The sequence below is a fragment of the Salipiger abyssi genome (genome assembly GCF_001975705.1).
Taxonomy (GTDB): domain Bacteria; phylum Pseudomonadota; class Alphaproteobacteria; order Rhodobacterales; family Rhodobacteraceae; genus Salipiger; species Salipiger abyssi.
The window spans coordinates 167,101-184,543 of the sequence record NZ_CP015093.1 but is presented as its reverse complement, the minus strand read 5'-3'; the positions used below and the strand labels follow the sequence as shown (position 1 = coordinate 184,543).

The following is a 17,443-nucleotide window of genomic DNA, read 5'->3' as shown; positions in this document are numbered from 1 at the left end:
AGGACATCCCATGGCCGAGGCGCAGGTAAATCATCACCAGACCGGCGACATCGTCCGCGATCCCGTTTGCGGGATGACGGTCGATCCCGGCGCGGGCAAGCCGCAGGCCGAGCATGACGGCCACACCTATCATTTCTGCTCCGAAGGGTGCCGGGACAAGTTCCTTGCGGACCCGGAGGCCTATCAGACGGCCAGGGATCCGGTCTGCGGCATGAGCGTCGACCGCTCCTCGGCCGAGCACATGATCAAGCACGCGGGCGAGCGGGTCTATTTCTGCTCGGCGCGCTGTCAGGAAAAGTTCGAGGCCGATCCCGAGGCCTATCTCGGTGATGCGCCGGCGCCGGAAAAGATGCCCGAGGGCACGCAATACACCTGCCCGATGCATCCCGAGATCGTGCGCGACGCGCCCGGGGACTGCCCGAAATGCGGCATGGCGCTGGAGCCGGTGACGCCGTCCTCCGAGAGCGGGCCGAACCCGGAATACATTGATTTCAAACGCCGGCTGTGGATCGCCGCGCCGCTGGCGCTGGCCGTCTTCATTCTGGAGATGGGCAGCCATATCGGTATCCCCTTCGCCGAATGGATGGGCCACACCGCCTTTGGCTGGCTGCAATTCGCGCTGGCCACGCCGGTGGTCTGGATCTGCCGGGTGTTCTTCAAGCGCGGCTGGTCCTCCATCGTGAACCGCTCGCCCAATATGTGGACGCTGATCGCGCTCGGCACCGGCGCGGCCTATCTGTTTTCCATCGTGTCGCTGCTGGCGCCGGGGCTGCTGCCGGCGCAGATGCAGGACGGCATGGGCATGACCCCGGTCTATTTCGAGGCGACGGCGGTGATCCTGGTGCTGGTGCTGATCGGGCAGGTCATGGAGCTGGCCGCGCGCGAGCGCACCGGCGACGCGATCCGCGCGCTGATGGATCTGGCGCCCAAGACCGCGCGGCGGGTGACGGGGGACAGCGAGGAGGACGTGCCGCTCGACGATCTCGCGGCGGGCGACATCCTGCGGGTGCGCCCGGGCGAGAGCGTGCCGGTGGATGGCGTGGTGACCGAGGGGCGCTCCTCGGTCGACGAGAGCATGATCACCGGCGAGCCGGTGCCGGTCGAGAAGGTCGCGGGCGAAGAGGTCACCGGCGGCACCCTGAACAAGACCGGCAGCTTCCTGATGGAGGCGCGCAATGTGGGCGACGACACCACCCTGAGCCGCATCGTGCAGATGGTCGCCAGCGCGCAGCGCTCGCGCGCGCCGATCCAGGGGCTGGCCGACCGGGTGGCCGAGTTCTTCGTGCCCGCCGTGGTCGGCGTGGCGCTGCTGGCCTTCATCGTCTGGTGGATCTTCGGCCCGGCGCCGGCGCTCTCCTATGCCTTTGTGGCGGCGGTATCGGTGCTGATCATCGCCTGTCCCTGCGCGCTGGGGCTGGCGACGCCGATGTCGATCATGGTGGCGACCGGGCGCGGCGCGAATGCCGGCGTGCTGATCCGCGACGCCGAGGCGCTGGAGCGGTTCGCCAAGGTCGATGCGCTGATCGTCGACAAGACCGGCACGCTGACCGAGGGCAAGCCCGCGCTCACCGATGTCGAGCCTGAGGGCATCGAGGAGGCGGAGCTGCTGTCGCTGGTTGCGGCGCTGGAACGCGGCTCCGAGCATCCGCTGGCCGAGGCCATCGTGACTGGCGCCGAGGAGCGCGGTGCCGAAAAGCGCGACAGCGAGGATTTCGAGGCGGTGACCGGCCAGGGCGTCACCGGCACGGTGGGCGGGCGCAGGGTGGCGCTCGGCAATGCTGCGCTGATGGCGGATCTGGGCATCGAGCCCGGCGCTCTGGCGGAGCGGGCGGAGGCGCTTCAGGGCGAGGGCAAGACCGCGATGTTCGTCGCGGTGGAGGGTGAGGCCGCCGGGCTGATCGCCGTGGCCGACCGCATCAAGGAGAGCACCCCCGGCGCGATCCGCGCGCTGCACGATCTCGGCCTGCGCATCGTCATGGCCACTGGCGACGCCGAGGCCACGGCGCGGGCGGTGGCGGGCGAGCTCGGCATCGACGAGGTGCATGCCGGCGTCTCGCCCGAGGACAAGGGCGCGCTGGTGCGCAAGCTGAAGGGCGAGGGCCTGTCGGTCGCCATGGCGGGCGACGGGGTCAACGACGCGCCGGCGCTGGCCGGGGCGGATGTGGGCATCGCCATGGGCACCGGCGCCGATGTGGCGGTGGAAAGCGCCGGGCTGACGCTGGTCAAGGGCGACCTGACCGGCATCGTGCGCGCCCGCAAGCTGGCGGTGGCCACCATGCGCAATATCCGTCAGAACCTGTTCTTCGCCTTCGTCTACAACACTGCCGGCGTGCCGGTGGCGGCGGGCATTCTCTACCCGTTCGTCGGGGCGCTGCTCTCGCCCATCGTGGCGGCGGCGGCGATGAGCCTGTCCTCGGTTTCGGTCATCGGCAACGCGCTGCGGCTGCGCGCGACGAAGCTCTGAGTTCGGGGCGCCTCACAATCACCGATGCCGGTCAAGGATCCCGCTCAGGGCCTCGGTGACGGCATCGGTGTCTTCGGGTGTGCCGATGGCGACGCGAAGGGCGTCGCGCGCGCCCGTGGTAAAGGCGATCACATAGATGCCGGCCTCGCGCAGCGGCTCTGTGAGATCGCCGCGGCCTTCCGGCGAAAGGAGCGCCAGGAAATTCGCCGCGCCGGGCAGTGGCCTGAAGCCGAGCGGTGACAGCGCCGCCGCCATCCGGTCGCGCTCGCGCAGCAGAAAGCGCACCAGTTCTTCCGAGCGGCCTTTTCCCGAGGGCGGCCACCCCGCCTGCGAGCGCCATGTTCGAGAGGCTGAAGTTGGAGCGCAGCTTGCGGATCGCCCGCGCGATGTCCGCCGATCCAGATTTTCTTCTTATTGGCGGCAAGCGGCGCTTTTCAATCGCAGGCCGATCTCTTCGCCTATCCTGAGTGGCGGCGACAGCATGGGTGTGGGCGCCCGGGCCGGTCAGATCGACCCGAGGCTCAGCCTTCGCGGATCCTCGCGCGTGGCAGGATAAGCGTGGCGGTGAGGCCCGGAGCCGCATCGGAGAGGGAGAGTGCGCCACCCGACGCGGCAGCGATATCCGAAGCGATGGAGAGGCCGAGGCCCGTCCCGGATTCGTCCGCCCGCGCGTGACGGCGCAGCAGCGCCTCGCGCCGGGCGGCCGGAATGCCCGGGCCGTCATCGGTCACGCTCAGAAACAACCGATCGCCCTCGGGCCTCGCTGAAAGGGTCACGCCGCCGCGCGCATGGCGGGCGGCGTTTTCGGTGATCGCGCCGAGCGCTTCGGCCAGATCGGCCTCGTGCAGCGCCACGGCAAGGCCGGGGGGAATGGTCTGACGCCAGTCGAGCCGCGCACCGTCGGGGGTGCGGCGCAGCACGGCGATCAGGCGCTCGGCCACCTGTGCGGGATCGGCGCGGGCGTCGGCGGTGCGGGCGGCTGTGCGGGCGCGCGCCAGCTCGCGGTCCACGGTGCGGCGCATGGCGCGGGCGGTGTCGTCGATCGCCTCGGCCTGCGAAATGGCGCCGGAGCCGCGCAGACGGTCGGCTTCGCCCATCAGCGCCTGTAGCGGCGTCTTCAGCCCGTGGGCGAGGTCTGCGGCGCGGGCGCGGGCGCGTTCGGTCTCGGCCTCGCGGGCGGTCAGCAGCGCGTCGATCTCGGTGGCGACGGGACGTACCTCCCGCGGCCAGTCCGCGCCCATGCGGTCGGTTGTGCCTGCGCGCAGGGCCGCGACCCGGGCGCCGAGCCCGCTCAGCGGACGCAGCCCCACCCAGAGCTGCGCCCAGCCCGCCGCCGTCAGTGCCAGCGCCAGCACGCCCAGCGACGGGAGCAGATCGGCGAGGAAGGCGCGGCGCGCGGCGTCGAGCTCGGCGTCATCCATCGCCACCGCCGCGCGGGCGGAGCCTCTGCCCAGCCGCTCGGGCAGGGTGACGGAGCGCTCCAGCACCAGCAGCCGCTGCTCGCCGGGGCCGGGCAGGCGATGCACATGCACGCCACCGTCGCCCACCGTGTCGGGCGGCAGATCCAGCGCCGCATCCCAGAGCGAGCGCGACCGTTCGACGCCCCAGGGCCCTTCGATCTGCCAGTAGAGCCCGGCATAGGGCTGCGCGAACCGTGGATCGGCGGGCGGCCGGACAAGCGCAACCCCCTCGGGCCGCATCTCAAGACCGGCCAGAACCTGATCGAGCTGCACGCCCATTTCGGCCAGGGCGCGGCGCTCCACATGGGCCCCGAACAGGGCCGACAATCCCAGCGCCGTCAGCCCCAGCGCCAGCAGGATCGCCACGGCGCCCGCGACTGCGAGCCTGAGGCGCAGGCTCATGTCTGCTCCAGATAATAGCCAAAGCCGCGCCGGGTGCCGATCACGCCCGGACCGAGCTTGCGGCGCAGCCGCGCCACCACGGCCTCCAGCGCGTTCGCCTCGCGGGCGTCGTCGTCGCCATAGAGATGTTCGAGCAGCTCCACCGGCGGCACCGGGCGGTCGCGATGCTGCATGAGATAGGCCAGCAGCCGGTATTCCAGCGCCGAGACCTTCACCGGGACTTCGTGCACGGCGACCTCCATGCGGTTGGTGTCGAGGCTGAGCGCACCGGTTTCCTGCAAGGCGGTCGCATGGCCGCCCGCGCGGCGGACAAGTGCGCGGGCGCGGGCGACCAGCTCCTCCATCCGGAAGGGTTTCGGCAGGTAATCGTCGGCGCCGGCCTCGATGCCCTCGACCCGTTCCTGCCATGTGCCGCGCGCGGTGAGCACAAGCACCGGCATGGTGCGACCGTTCGCCCGCCAGCGCTTGAGCACCGACAGCCCGTCGATCTCCGGCAGTCCGAGATCAAGCACCACCAGGTCGTAATCCTCGGTATCGCCGAGGAACCACGCCTCTTCGCCATCGCCGGCAAGCTCGACGCGGAACCCGGCGGCGGAGAGGGCCGCGTTCAGATTCGCGGCGATGCGGGGATCGTCCTCGACCGCAAGCGCGCGCATGTCAGTCGTCCTCCTCGCGCTCGATTTCCAGAACCGTACCGGTGGCGGCGTCGATCTTCATCTCGTAGAGCCGTCCCCCGGGCGTGATGAGCTCCAGCTCATAGCGCCAGAGACCGTCATCGCGGTCCAGCTCCACCTCGATCACACGGCCGGGGCGTGCCGCCTCCGCCGCCGTCAGGATCTGCGACAGGGGCAGGATCTCTCCCGCCTCAAGCGCGCGGCGGGCGCGATCGTGATCGTCGCGATCCGCCAGGGCGGGCAGGGCGAGGCAACAGAGGAGGAGCGCGAGGCGTGTCATGGCGACAGTGTCTACCGCGGCGAAGCTGACGGCAAGCTGACAGCGGAGGTCAGGGGGCTGTCAGGCGAGTCGGTGCAGAACTCCGTCATCGGCGGCCATGCAGGCCGCTTTGGACAAGGAGACAAACACATGAAACGCAACATTCTTTTCACCGCTTCTCTGGCTGCCGCCGTCGGGCTCTTTGCGCTTGGCGCTCAGGCGCAGGATCCGGGTGCGGCCCAGACCGGCGCTCAGGCACGGATGAGCATCGCCGAAATCTCCACGATGCTGGAGGAGCAGGGCTATACCGTACACGAGATCGAACTGGAGCGTGGGCGCTACGACGTGGAGATGACCGACGCGCGCGGCATGCGGGTGGAGGCCTATCTCAACCCGGTGACCGGCGAGGTGCTGCCGTATCACGATGACTGATCACGTGTGAGGCCGGGAAGACAGCGCTGCGGGTCGGGGCCATCCTGACCCGCAGCGGGCATTTGCGGGTGGCGCGAATATGTCTCTGCGTCTCGCCGCAAGGCCGTCCCAGCGGGTCAGGCCACCTCTGCGGCCCAGAGCGCGTGGAAGTGATGCACCGGCCCGTGGCCGCCGCCCACATCGAGCGCCTCGCTCCCGGCAAGGGCCGCATGCAGATAGGCCTTGGCCCGGCCGACCGCCCCGGCCACCCCGTAGCGGGGCAGCAGCGCGGCAATGGCGGAGGAGAGCGTGCAGCCGGTGCCGTGATCGTTGCTGGTGTGCAGGCGCGGGGCCGAGAAGGTCTCGACAGACCCGGCCGGTCCCGCCAGCAGGTCGGCGCTCGTGGCGCTGCCCTCCAGATGCCCGCCCTTCAGCAGCACCCAGTCTGATCCCAGAGCGAGAAGCTCGGGCAGGGCGGCCTGCATGGTTTCGGCGCTCCAGCCGTGCTGACGGTCGAGCAGAACGGCGGCTTCCGGCAGGTTCGGCGTGACGATTGTGGCCAGCGGCACCAGCAGGTCGCGCACCGCATCGACCGCCTCGGGGGCGAGCAGCGCATGGCCGCTCTTGGCCACCATCACCGGGTCGAGCACGATATTGCGCACCTGGTGGTGGCGCAGCCGGTCGGCGATGGCCTCGGCAATCGCGGCATTGGCGATCATGCCGATCTTGACCGCGTCGATGCGCACGTCCTCCAGCACGGCGTCGATCTGTTCGGCGACGAATTCCGGCTCAAGCGCGACAAAGGACCGGACGCCGCGCGTGTTCTGCGCGACAACGGCGGTGATGGCCGAGCAGGCATAGGCGCCGAGCGCCGAGAAGGCCTTGATATCGGCCTGGATCCCGGCGCCGCCCGAGGGATCTGTGCCCGCGATGCTGAGAACGTTGGGAATCATGCCGGCATCTCCCGCATCAGCGCGGCGGCCTGAGCCGCGACCTCGGCGACATCGCGGCTCAGGGGCAGATCGCCATCGGCGAGTGTCTCCGCCTCGACCCAGCGCGCTTCGAGCGCGTCGTCGCCGGCGATGGGGGTGCCTGCGGTCCAGCGGCAGAGCATCGCGACCAGGATGAAATGCCGGCGCAGGCTGCCTGCCTCGTCGCGGTCGAAGACGTCCACCGCCGTGAAGACGCGAAGCGCCTCGGCGCTGACGCCGGTCTCTTCCTTCAGCTCGCGCAAGGCCGCCTGTTGCAGGGATTCGCCGCTCTCGATCTTGCCGCCGGGAAAGCCCCAGAGGCCGGCATCGGGCGGGTTGGCGCGGCGCACAAGCAGGATGTCCGGGCCGCGCAGGACAACCGCGAGAATCGCGGGAATGGGGCGGTCGTGTATCGGGTGGGATGGCATTGCGGCCTCTGTTGCTGAGGCCGGCAAGGGCAAGAAAGCACTGCGGTCCTGTCCCTTCGCCGGCATGATCCGGATCAGGTTCAAAGGGTCACTGCGCTGCCCGTGGCCGTCGCGGCCGCCGTGCCATCAGACTCTCAGCCCCTTGTCGGGACCCCCCTAGGGTGCCGCCACCCTATCAAGATGCGCGGCGGTTTCAACGCGTCTCTGCCGCGGGACCGCCCCTCAGCCGCCCCGCGCCCACCGCCGCCGGGGCCTATCCAGCCGCGCTTGCATGCCCCGGCATCGGGCCGACATAGCGCGATTGCGGACGGATCAGCCGCCCCTGCGCCTCCTGCTCCAGCACATGGGCGGTCCAGCCGGCCATGCGTCCGACGGCAAAGACATTGGTGAAGCTGTCGCGCGGAAAGCCAAGGGCTTCGAGCACCAGCGCGGTGTAGAACTCTACATTGGTCTCCGGCGGGCGCAGCGGTTTCTTTTCGGCGAGCTGTGCCAGCGCTTCGGCTTCCACCTGCTCGGCAAAGGCGATGCGGGTGCCGTCGGCGCGCAAACTTCCGACAACGCCTTTCAGCACATCGGCGCGCGGATCGCGCACGCGGTAGATCCGGTGGCCGAAGCCCATCAGCCGCGCGCCGCGCGCCAGCGCCGCAGTGATCCACGGACGGATATCGGCCTCGGATCCGATCGCATCCAGCATGTCCAGAACCGGGCCTGGCGCGCCGCCATGCAGCGGCCCCTTCAGGGCACAGAGCCCGCCGACCACCGAAGAGATTAGCCCCGCCCGCGTCGAGGCGATCACGCGCGCGGTGAAGGTCGAGGCGTTCAGCCCATGATCGGCAACGGTTACCAGATAGGTGTCGAGCGCGCGCACATGCGCCGCGCCGGGAAGATCGCCGCGCAGCATGCGCAGGAAATCGGCGGCATGGCCAAGCGTTGCGTCCGGCGCAACCGGCGCCTGACCGGCCCGGCGACGGGCGATTGCGGCGGCGAAGACCGGTGCCGCTGCCACCGCGAGGATATGATGCGGCATGCGTTCGGCATCGGCCAGCGACGACAGCAGCAGCCGCAACGCCTCGACCGGAGACAGGTCGTCGGTCGCGGGCAGGAGCGCCTCGGCCTTCGCGAAAAGCCGGCAGCGCGCGGTGCCGAGCGCATGGCGAATCTCGGCCTCCGTCATCTCTGCCGGGGTGAGACCCTGCCACAGCAGGGCAAGAACCGCCTCGAAACTCCAGTCGGCGAGGGCATGCAGATCGTAGCCGCGCAGAACCAGCCGTCCGACGGCCCCGTCGACGAGGCAAAGGCCGGTCTCGGCGGCAATGACATCGTCAAGCCCTGGGGCGGCTTGGGCGGGCGAGAGGGATTTCACATGATCGGTCATCTTGGTCCTCCTGATTGACAGGCGGCAAGATGATGACCCTAGGTATATTGATCAATCTTGATTAAATTAATCAATGTGAGAAGATGCCCGACGCAGATACCTATCTCAGCGCGGAACAGGCCGCCGAGACCCTCGGCATCAGCCGCGCAACGCTCTATTCCTATGTCAGCCGGGGGTTGATCCGCGCCGTGAACGTGGAGGGAGATCCACGCCGCCGCCTCTACGATCTGCATGACATCGAACAGATGCGGCGGCGCAAGAGTGTCGGGCGGCGCCCGCGCGACGTGGCGGCGACGACGCTCGACTGGGGCTTTCCCGTGCTGTCCTCCGGCATCTCACAGATCGAGCGCGGACGTCTCGGCTTTCGCGGTCAGGATGCCGTGGACTGGGCCGGGCACGCGACGCTGGAAGACACCGCGCGCCTGCTCTGGTCCTGTGGCGACAGCGACCCCTTTGCCGGGGCGGCGGCACCGGAGGCCGGTTGGGATGGCGGGCTTCTGGAGCGGGCGGCGGGGCTGCCGCTGACGGAGCGGTGTCAGGCGTTGCTGCCCTTCGTCGCGGCGGGCCGGGCGACCGCGTGGCAACGCGCCAGCCCGCGGCTCTGGCACGGTGCGGTGGCGCTGTTGCGAGCCACCGCCGCTGCCGCCAGCGGCACGGCGCCGGGGGCTCGGCCCGTCCACGAACATCTCTCGTCGGCCTGGGGGCTCGATCCTGCGGCGGAGCAAGTCGTCCGCCGGGCGCTGGTGCTGCTGGCCGATCACGAACTGAACGCCTCGGCCTTCGCGGTGCGCGTGGTCGCCTCGACCGGCGCGTCGCTTGGGGCCTGCCTGACCGCAGGGCTCTCGGCGCTCAGCGGGCCGTTGCACGGCGGAACGATCAGCCTTGTCGAGCGGCTGCTTGAGGATTGTCACGGCGATGCCGAAGCGGAGGTCGAGACGCGGCTGCGGCGGGGGGAGGGGGTGCCCGGCTTCGGCCATCCGCTCTATCCCGATGGAGATCCGAGGGCGGCGGCGCTGTTGCCGCTGCTGCCGCCCGATCCCGAGAGGGATGCGCTTGTCTCGGTCATGGCGGAGACGGTCGGCAAGTTGCCGAATGTCGATTTCGCGCTGGCCGCGATCCGCCTCGCGTTCGACCTGCCGAAGGACAGCGGGCATGTCGTCTTTGCGGTGGGCCGCACGGTCGGCTGGATCGCCCATGCGCTGGAGCAATATGGCGAGGGCAAGCTGATCCGCCCTCGGGCGCAGTATACCGGCCCTGCGCCTGGCCGTGATGCGGAGATGTGACCGGCACACGAGATGTCATGAAACCATGACCGCGCCGGGCAGGGGCGCTGCCTGTGCGGAAAGCTCTTCGCCCAGCCAGCTCAGATCGTCCCGGATCGCCGTCTCGTCCCGTTTGCGGCAGGATCGTTCCGCGCGCCCTGTCGTGGCCTCTCTTCGTCTTCCGCGCCGCCATGAAGCGTTCCGGGCGACCGCTGCGGAGGGGCCGGGACAGGTCTTTTCGCCAGCTGGTCGGCAAGCCACACCGGTGCAACGGGACGGGCAACGCTCGACAACTCTGGCTGTCACCTCAAGAGAGACGCACCTGACCAGGAAGGCGCACCGTACCGGAAATCACGCGTGTTCCGAAGCGCTCACACGTTTCGCAGGTAGCTTTCGAGCGTTTTGCCGGCATCGACGATGTGAGACGATGTCAGGCTGATGGCCCTCTCCGCGTCCCGTTTGTAGCACGCGTCGACAATGGCCCTGTGATCCGCTGACGAGCGATCGAAATAGTCGAGCTGTTGCAGGGTAAAGCGATGATAGCGCTCGGCGATATCGTGCAGGCTGCCGATATGCGCCAACAATCTGGGACGGTTTGACGGCTCGTAGAGCGAAAGGTGGAACGCCTTGTTCAGTCTGCCGAAATCCTCGATCTTGCAGCTCTCGATCTGGTCCTGGATCTCGGCCGCCCGGTCGATATGGGCGTTCGACAGATGTGGCAGGGCGAGACGGATGGCGAGGGTCTCCGCCGCCTCCCGCATCTCGAAATTCTCGCGAAGCTCGTTCGGGTCGATCGGCGCGACGATGGCACCGCGGTTCGGGATGAGCTGCACCAGCCCTTCTGCGCTCAGCGATCGCAGGGCCTCGCGGATCGGCATGCGGCTGGAGGCATAGGTCTTGGCAAGCTCTTCCTGACGCAGGGCGCTGCCCGGCGCGAGTTTGCCGGTGATGATCGCATCGCGGATCAGGAAATGAATGTGCTGCGCGCGGTCGCCGCGCTTCGTCTGTGCCTCGCTCATGAAAATCTCTTAGCAACGCAAACCTTGACAGGCAATATGACTCTCTGACTTATTATCTTCAAAATTGGATCCAATATGGAGAATCATGTGACAGTCTCAAGAATTGCGCACATCCCGGGGATCGGCGTCGACCGGATGGGGAACGCGGCGGACGCGCTCAACAGTGCCGAGATGCTCCGTCTCGAAAACCTCGATACCGACATCGCACCGCCCAAGGCGGCCATCGAGGCGACGCGGGCGGCGGTGACCCGGGACGATGCCAACAGCTACCTGCCCTTCCTGGGGCTGCACGAGCTGCGCCGGGCCGCGGCCGCCCGGGTCTCTGCCACGACAGGCGTCACTTACGACCCGGAGGCGGAATGCATCATCTCGTCCGGCGGTCTCTCGGGCGTGCTGAACACGCTGCTGGCGCTGATCGAGCCCGGCGACGAGGTGATCATCACGGATCCGGCCTATGCCGGGCTGCTCAACCGCATCCGCCTCTCCGGCGGCATCCCGAAACTCGTGCCGCTGGTGGTGCAGGACGGTCGCTGGCGGCTCGATCTCGACGCGCTGAAACAGGCGGTCTCGCCGAAGGTCCGGGCGATCCTGACCATGAGCCCCTCGATGCCGAGCGGGATCGTGCACACCCATGAGGAATGGCAGGCGATCTGCGAGGCGGCGGAGGCCACGGATGCCTGGATCGTGCATGACGCCGCGATGGAGCGCATCCTCTTCACCGATGCGCCGGTCCTTCACCCCGCCAGCTTCAGCGGCATGGCAGATCGGGTGATCACCATCGGCGCCGCCTCCAAGGAATACCGGATGATCGGCTGGCGCGTGGGCTGGATCGTCGGCCCGCGCGAGATCATGAAGGACATCGCTCTGGTCAGCCTCACCAATGTCGTGTGCCAGGGCGGCATCGCCATGATGGGCGCGGCGGCGGCCCTGACGGCGGAGGATGACGGCGTGGCCGCGGCTACGGCGGAATGGAAGGCGCGGCGCGATCATATCCTGTCGAGCATGGACGGCCTGCCGGTCGTCTCGCCGGATGGCGGCTGGTCGCTGCTCATTGACACCGTCGCTCTGGGCATGGCGCCGGGCGAGGCCTCGCAGCACCTGTTCGATCATGGCGCCATCGCCGCAACCCCGATGACCGGCTGGGGCGAAGACGCGCAGGCGGGCCGCTATCTGCGCTTTGTCTACGCCAACGAACCGGTCTCCCGCATGAGCGATCTGCGCGACCGCATCCGGAGGGCCTGGTCGGTATGAGCATCGCACGTTTCGAGCCCGGCCCCCGCATGAGCCAGGCGATCAGCGCCGGCGGCTTCCTCTTTGTCGCGGGACAGGTCGCCGAAGGCGCGGACGCCACGGCGCAGACCGCCGCAATCCTGGAAAAGATCGACGCGCTGCTGGCGGCGGCGGGCATGGACCGGCGCAATCTCGTATCCGCCAATATCTGGCTGGCCGACATTGCCGATTTCAACGCGATGAACGCGGTCTGGGACGGCTGGGTGGCCAAGGAGGCCGCCCCCGCCCGCGCCTGTGTGCAATCGGGCCTGGCCGCGCCGCAATACCGGGTGGAGATCGCCGTGACGGCCTTTTCTCCGGAGGGCGCGCAATGAGCAATGCACTCGTCAAGCGCTTCCCATGGCTCGACGGCGCGCCCGTGATCGACGGGCTTCTGCCCTGGTCGCGCCCCTACCTGCCGGCGGATGCGAATTTCGCCGACCAGATGCAGCGCTTTCAGACCGCCGGCATCACCCATGTGTCGCTAACCGTGGCCAGCGGACGGGAATCCGAGACCGATGCGCTCTCCAATCTCGGCGAGCTGTCCCGGCTGACACGCGACGCCGGCATTGTCCTGACGCGGACCGCAGAGGAGATTGCCGCCGCGCAGAAAGAGGGGCGCTTCTCGGCCTCGCTGCACTTCCAGTCGGCGACACCGTTTTCGCGCGATCTGCAACTGGTCGATGCCTTCTTTCAGGCCGGCATCGGGCGCGCGATCCTGGCCTATAACGAGGCGAATGTCTTTGCCGACGGATGCCATGAGCCGCGCAATGCCGGGCTGAGCGCCTATGGCCGCGAGCTGGTGGTGCGGATGGATCGCGCCGGCATGCGGGTCGACCTGACCCATTGCGGCGCGCGAACCACCTTCGATGTGCTGGAGATGGGCCTGTCGCAGCCGCCGATCTTTTCGCATTCGAACGCCCGCGCGCTCTATGACCACGAGCGCAACATCACCGACGAACAGATACGGGCGGTTGCGGAGGCCGGCGGCTATGTCGGCGTCAACGGGGTCGGGTTCTTTCTGGGCGCGGACGGCCCGGACCTGCCGCGCGAGGTCGCGCGCCACATCGCCCATATCTCCGGGATCATCGGCGCCGACCGCGTCGGGCTGGGCTTTGACTTCATGTATCTCGAAGGCAGCGACTATGCCTTCTATCACAAGAACAAGGCGCGGTGGCCGCGCGGCTATCCCACGCCGCCATGGAGCTTTTTCCAGCCGGAACAGCTCGGCGATCTGGTCGCGGAGCTCGAAACCGCCGGCTTCGGTCAGGACGAGATCCGCGGCATCCTCGGCGGCAATTATCTCAGGCTGACGATGCCGGGCGGAGGTGTCGCATGAGCAGCAAGAGCACCCGGCGCGTCGAGGACGCGGCCGCCGAGGCGGGGCTGGAGATCACGGTTCTGGCGATGCCCGAAAGCACGCGCACCGCCGAGGACGCGGCGCGGGCCTGCGGTTGCGAGACCGCGCAGATCGTCAAATCCCTGATCTTCGAGCGCAGCGACGACGGCAGCCTCGTGCTGCTGCTCATCCCCGGGGATATGCAGGCCGATCTGAACGCCGCCGCCAGCGATATCGGCGGCGCCCTGACGCGCGCCGACCCCAAGAAGGTGCGGGCCGAGACAGGCTTTGCGATTGGCGGGGTCGCGCCCCTCGGCCATCTGCATCCGCTGCCGGTCTTCATCCACCCCGCGCTGCTGGCCTGGCCCTCTGTCTGGGCGGCGGCGGGATCGCCGCGACATGTTTTCTCGGTCGATCCCAAAACCCTGAAAGACGCGGTCGGGGCGCGCCTGCTCACGGCCCCGCCGGGGACATCGTGACGACCGAGCGTCCGAAACGGAAACACTCAAAAAAAACAAGACCGAAAAATCGGCGGCACATCTCAACAAGGAGAATCCAATGAAACTGACCTGCCTGCTTGGCAGCGCCGTCTGTGCGCTGTCTCTGAACCTGGCCACGGCGCAGGCCGAGACGCTGACTTATGCCTATCAGGGCGATGTGCAGGGCCTCGACCCGCAAGCGCTGAACGAGACCTTCACGCTGGGCTTTCTCGGCAATATCTATGAGGGGCTGACGGCCTATGACGGCGACATGGCCATCCAGCCGGCGCTGGCCACCGCGTGGGAGACCATGTCGCCGACCACCTGGAAGATCACGCTTCGCGAGGGCGTCAGCTTTCACAACGGCAACGCCTTTACCGCCGACGATGTGATCTTCTCCTGGCGGCGCGCGCTGACCGAGGGCTCGGACCAGAAAGGCCGCGCGCGGCTTATCGAGGATATCGAAAAGATCTCGGACCACGAGATTGTCATCACCACCGCCGGGCCGGTCCCGACGCTGATGCAGGATCTCGTCTTCTTCTACATTCTCGACGAGGACTGGGCCGAAGCCAACGGCGCGACGGAGGCGACCAGCGTCGCCGATACCAATTCGGCCAATTACGCCAACCTGAACACCAACGGCACCGGCCCCTTTGCGCTGGTCGAGCGCCAGTCGGGCGTGCGCACGGTGCTGGAACGCTTTGACGGGTACTGGACCGACATTCCCGGCAACGTCACCGAGGCGGTGCTGACCCCGATCCAGGAAGACCCCACACGGGTTGCGGCGCTGCTGTCGGGCAAGGTGCAGCTCGCCTATCCCATCCCCCTGCAGGACTGGGACCGCCTGAAGCAGACCGAAGACGTGCGCGTCATGGTCACCCCCGAGGCGCGCACCGTCTATCTGGGCATGGACCAGATGCGCGCGACGCTGGAACGCTCCGACGTAACCGACGCCAACCCGTTCAAGGACATCCGGGTGCGTCAGGCCTTTGCCCACGCGATCAACATCCCCGCGATTGTCGACCGCATCATGCGGGGCTCGGCCAGCCCGGCGGGCCTGATGGTCGCGCCGCAGGTCACCGGGTTCGATCCGGCGCTGAACGATCCCTATGCCTATGATCCGGACCAGGCCCGGGACCTGCTCGCCGAGGCCGGTTATCCCGACGGGTTCGAGCTTCAGATGGATTGCCCGAACGACCGCTATGTCAATGACGAGATGATCTGTCAGGCGGTGGTCGGCATGCTGGCCCGCATCGGGGTCACGGTGGATCTGCTGGCGCAGACCAAATCCAAGTATTTCGCCAAGATCCTCGCCGCAGGCGGCTATGACACCTCCTTCTATCTGCTCGCCTGGACCCCCAGCTCGATGGATGCATACGAGGTCCTGAACCTGCTGATGTCCTGCCGCAACCAAGAGGCCACGACCGGCCCGTTCAACCTCGGTGGCTACTGCAACCCCGAGGTGGACGCGCTGACGAAACAGATCGCGGTGGAGGTCGATCCGGCAGAACGGCAGGCGCTGATCAGCCGGGCCTTCGAGATCGCGAAAGAGGATTACGGCTATATCCCGCTGCACCAGCAACCGATCAGCTGGGGTCTTGCCAACGGTGTCGAGGCCGTCCAGCGCGCCGACAACGTGCTGGATCTGCGCACCGTCACCATCGCCCAATGACCCGCCCAGCAGCCGCCGCGTTCCGGCGCGGTGGCTGAACCAAGGATCCAACATGCCCGCCTTAATCCTGAAGAGACTGACCGAGAGCATTCTCGTGCTGCTTGTCGTCGCCCTGATCGCCTTCCTGCTGTTCCGCTTCGTCGGAGACCCCGTGTCTTCGATGGTGGGGCAGGATACCAGCCTGTCGGACCGGGCGGCACTGCGCGACGCGCTGGGTCTCGACGATCCGGTCCTCGTCCAGTTCGGCCGCTTCCTCGCCAATGTCGTCCAGGGCGATTTCGGCGTCTCCTACCGGCACCGCATCCCGGTTGCCGACCTCCTGGCAGAGCGCCTGCCGGCAACCCTGGAACTTGCGCTCGTCGCCACCATCCTCGCGATTTCGGTCGGCATCCTGCTGGGGGTCTACACCGCCATCCACCGCCGGAAACCGCTGGCGCAGCTCATCATGACAGGCTCGCTCATCGGGGTTTCGCTGCCGACCTTCCTCATCGGCATCCTGCTCATCCTGGTCTTCGGCGTCTGGCTCCGCTGGCTGCCGACCTACGGGCGCGGCGAGGTGGTCGATATCGCCGGCTGGAGCACCGGGCTTCTGACCGCCTCGGGCTGGGCCTCGCTGGTGCTGCCCGCCTTCACCCTGGCGCTGTTTCAGTTGACGCTGTTCCTGCGGCTGGTGCGGGCCGAGATGCTCGACGTGCTGGCAACCGATTATATCCGCTTCTGCCGCGCGCGCGGCATTCCCGCGAAATCGCTCTATTTCCGCCACGCGCTGAAGAACACGCTGATCCCGGTCATCACCGTCATGGGGCTCCAGATCGGGTCGATCATCGCCTTCTCGATCATCACCGAGAGCGTGTTTCAGTGGCCCGGTGTCGGGCTGATGTTCATCCAGGCCATCGGCGATGCCGACGTGCCCGTCATGTCCGCCTATCTGCTGATGGTCGCCTTCGTCTTCGTGGCCGTCAATCTGGCCGTCGATCTTCTCTATGTGCAAATTGACCCGAGGTTGCGCCATGCATGACCAGCCAATCCCCCGCGCCGTCCGGCTCCCTGCCCTGTCGCGGCTCTGGGACAGCGACATCGCCTATGCCTTCCGCACCTCGCCGGTGGCGGTGCTCTCGGCGCTGACAATCGCGCTGTTCATGGTGGCCACACTGCTGGCACCCTGGCTGGCGCCGCAGAACCCGTTCGACCCGGCTGCGCTGGATATCATGGACAGCAACCTGCCCCCGGCCTTCACGGCGGGCGGCGACACCAGATATCTGCTCGGCACCGACGATCAGGGCAGAGACCTCCTGTCGGGCATCCTGTTCGGCGCGCGGATCTCGCTGATCGTCGGCATCGCCTCCGTGGCCATCGCGGTGCTGATCGGTATCGGCGTCGGGCTCGCCGCCGGCTATCTCGGCGGCTGGGTCGACGCGGTGCTGATGCGCCTCGCCGATATCCAGCTTGCGTTTCCCGCGATCCTGCTGGCGCTGCTCATCGACGGCATCGCCCGCACGGTGCTGCCGCCCGACTGGCTGGCGGATCTCCAGATCTGGGTGATCGTCGGCGCCATCGCGATCTCGACATGGGTGCAATACGCGCGCACGGTCCGGGCGCTCGTGATGAGCGAGAAGCGCAAGGAATATGTGCTTGCCGGCCATGTCATGGGGCTGAGCAATCGGGCGATTGTCTTTCGCCACATCCTGCCCAATGTCCTGACGCCGGTCTTCGTGATCGGCACCATCAATTTCGCGCTGGCGATCATGATCGAAAGTTCGCTGAGCTTTCTCGGGCTGGGCGTGCCCCCGACCAGCCCCAGCCTCGGCACGCTGATCCGCATCGGCAGCCAGTACCTGTTCTCCGGCGAATGGTGGATCACCCTGTTTCCCGCCCTGGCGCTGGTCACCCTGTCGCTGGCCGTGAACCTTCTGGGGGACTGGATGCGCGACACCCTGAATCCCAAGCTCGGAAAGTGAT

At 67.9% G+C, this 17,443-nt stretch carries 18 protein-coding genes and 1 riboswitch; of the genes, 10 read left to right on the top strand and 8 right to left on the bottom strand.

Annotated elements, in window-relative coordinates; all coding sequences use genetic code 11:
- Nucleotides 1-10 precede the first annotated feature (10 nt).
- Nucleotides 11-2,464 (top strand): heavy metal translocating P-type ATPase, encoded by a 2,454-nt coding sequence (locus Ga0080574_RS04430; protein WP_076695508.1) that lies wholly within the window; start codon nt 11-13, stop codon nt 2,462-2,464.
- An 18-nt stretch (nt 2,465-2,482) separates the two neighbouring features.
- Here Ga0080574_RS04430 and Ga0080574_RS04425 read toward each other — a convergent pair whose 3' ends face one another.
- From Ga0080574_RS04425 to Ga0080574_RS04410, 4 genes are all read right to left on the bottom strand, one after another.
- Nucleotides 2,483-2,866, bottom strand: a complete 384-nt coding sequence (locus Ga0080574_RS04425; RefSeq protein ID WP_156876281.1) for an aminotransferase class I/II-fold pyridoxal phosphate-dependent enzyme — start codon at nt 2,864-2,866, stop codon at nt 2,483-2,485.
- Nucleotides 2,867-2,985: 119 nt separating this feature from the next.
- Complete coding sequence (locus Ga0080574_RS04420) at nt 2,986-4,326, bottom strand: sensor histidine kinase (RefSeq protein WP_076695504.1); 1,341 nt, start codon at nt 4,324-4,326, stop codon at nt 2,986-2,988.
- The gene (locus Ga0080574_RS04415; protein WP_076695502.1) at nt 4,323-4,982 is read right to left on the bottom strand and encodes a response regulator transcription factor; all 660 of its coding nucleotides are present in this window, start codon (nt 4,980-4,982) and stop codon (nt 4,323-4,325) included. Before Ga0080574_RS04415 ends, Ga0080574_RS04420 begins: the two co-directional genes overlap by 4 nt.
- Nucleotide 4,983: 1 nt before the next feature.
- Nucleotides 4,984-5,280 (bottom strand): PepSY domain-containing protein, encoded by a 297-nt coding sequence (locus tag Ga0080574_RS04410; protein ID WP_076695500.1) that lies wholly within the window; start codon nt 5,278-5,280, stop codon nt 4,984-4,986.
- Between the two features lie 129 nt (nt 5,281-5,409).
- On the opposite strand from Ga0080574_RS04410, the gene Ga0080574_RS04405 reads away from it, so the two are divergent.
- Nucleotides 5,410-5,691 (top strand): PepSY domain-containing protein, encoded by a 282-nt coding sequence (locus Ga0080574_RS04405; RefSeq protein ID WP_076695498.1) that lies wholly within the window; start codon nt 5,410-5,412, stop codon nt 5,689-5,691.
- Between the two features lie 116 nt (nt 5,692-5,807).
- On the opposite strand, the gene thiD is transcribed toward Ga0080574_RS04405, so the two are convergent.
- The 3 genes from thiD to Ga0080574_RS04390 all read right to left on the bottom strand — a co-directional run bounded on the left by thiD (nt 5,808) and on the right by Ga0080574_RS04390 (nt 8,444).
- Complete coding sequence (gene thiD, locus Ga0080574_RS04400) at nt 5,808-6,623, bottom strand: bifunctional hydroxymethylpyrimidine kinase/phosphomethylpyrimidine kinase (protein ID WP_076695496.1); 816 nt, start codon at nt 6,621-6,623, stop codon at nt 5,808-5,810.
- Nucleotides 6,620-7,069 (bottom strand): NUDIX hydrolase, encoded by a 450-nt coding sequence (locus tag Ga0080574_RS04395; RefSeq protein WP_083716767.1) that lies wholly within the window; start codon nt 7,067-7,069, stop codon nt 6,620-6,622. The genes thiD and Ga0080574_RS04395 overlap by 4 nt, the downstream gene beginning before the upstream one ends.
- Nucleotides 7,070-7,102: 33 nt before the next feature.
- Nucleotides 7,103-7,237: riboswitch (TPP riboswitch) on the bottom strand.
- Nucleotides 7,238-7,322: 85 nt separating this feature from the next.
- Nucleotides 7,323-8,444 carry a citrate synthase/methylcitrate synthase gene (locus Ga0080574_RS04390; RefSeq protein WP_076695494.1) on the bottom strand — a complete coding sequence of 374 codons (1,122 nt, stop codon included), beginning with the start codon at nt 8,442-8,444 and terminating at the stop codon, nt 7,323-7,325.
- Nucleotides 8,445-8,527: 83 nt separating this feature from the next.
- Here Ga0080574_RS04390 and Ga0080574_RS04385 point away from each other — a divergent pair, with 83 nt between their 5' ends.
- Complete coding sequence (locus tag Ga0080574_RS04385; protein WP_076695492.1) at nt 8,528-9,727, top strand: citrate synthase family protein; 1,200 nt, start codon at nt 8,528-8,530, stop codon at nt 9,725-9,727.
- A 350-nt stretch (nt 9,728-10,077) separates the two neighbouring features.
- On the opposite strand, the gene Ga0080574_RS04380 is transcribed toward Ga0080574_RS04385, so the two are convergent.
- Entirely contained in the window at nt 10,078-10,725 is a 648-nt protein-coding gene (locus tag Ga0080574_RS04380; protein ID WP_076695490.1) for a GntR family transcriptional regulator, read from the bottom strand.
- A gap of 87 nt (nt 10,726-10,812) precedes the next feature.
- On the opposite strand from Ga0080574_RS04380, the gene Ga0080574_RS04375 reads away from it, so the two are divergent.
- The 7 genes from Ga0080574_RS04375 to Ga0080574_RS04345 all read left to right on the top strand — a co-directional run bounded on the left by Ga0080574_RS04375 (nt 10,813) and on the right by Ga0080574_RS04345 (nt 17,442).
- On the top strand, nt 10,813-11,976 hold the full coding sequence (locus Ga0080574_RS04375) for a pyridoxal phosphate-dependent aminotransferase (protein WP_076705672.1): 1,164 nt from the start codon (nt 10,813-10,815) through the stop codon (nt 11,974-11,976).
- Nucleotides 11,973-12,329, top strand: a complete 357-nt coding sequence (locus tag Ga0080574_RS04370) for a RidA family protein (RefSeq protein ID WP_076695488.1) — start codon at nt 11,973-11,975, stop codon at nt 12,327-12,329. The genes Ga0080574_RS04375 and Ga0080574_RS04370 overlap by 4 nt, the downstream gene beginning before the upstream one ends.
- Nucleotides 12,326-13,333, top strand: coding sequence for a dipeptidase (locus Ga0080574_RS04365; protein ID WP_076695486.1), 1,008 nt, complete (start codon nt 12,326-12,328; stop codon nt 13,331-13,333). Before Ga0080574_RS04370 ends, Ga0080574_RS04365 begins: the two co-directional genes overlap by 4 nt.
- Nucleotides 13,330-13,812 (top strand): YbaK/EbsC family protein, encoded by a 483-nt coding sequence (locus tag Ga0080574_RS04360; RefSeq protein WP_076695484.1) that lies wholly within the window; start codon nt 13,330-13,332, stop codon nt 13,810-13,812. Before Ga0080574_RS04365 ends, Ga0080574_RS04360 begins: the two co-directional genes overlap by 4 nt.
- A 79-nt stretch (nt 13,813-13,891) precedes the next feature.
- Nucleotides 13,892-15,484 carry an ABC transporter substrate-binding protein gene (locus tag Ga0080574_RS04355; RefSeq protein WP_076695483.1) on the top strand — a complete coding sequence of 531 codons (1,593 nt, stop codon included), beginning with the start codon at nt 13,892-13,894 and terminating at the stop codon, nt 15,482-15,484.
- A gap of 52 nt (nt 15,485-15,536) precedes the next feature.
- Nucleotides 15,537-16,502: an ABC transporter permease gene (locus Ga0080574_RS04350; protein WP_076695481.1), complete on the top strand. Its 966-nt coding sequence runs from the start codon at nt 15,537-15,539 to the stop codon at nt 16,500-16,502.
- Complete coding sequence (locus tag Ga0080574_RS04345) at nt 16,495-17,442, top strand: ABC transporter permease (RefSeq protein ID WP_076695479.1); 948 nt, start codon at nt 16,495-16,497, stop codon at nt 17,440-17,442. Before Ga0080574_RS04350 ends, Ga0080574_RS04345 begins: the two co-directional genes overlap by 8 nt.
- Nucleotide 17,443 lies beyond the last annotated feature (1 nt).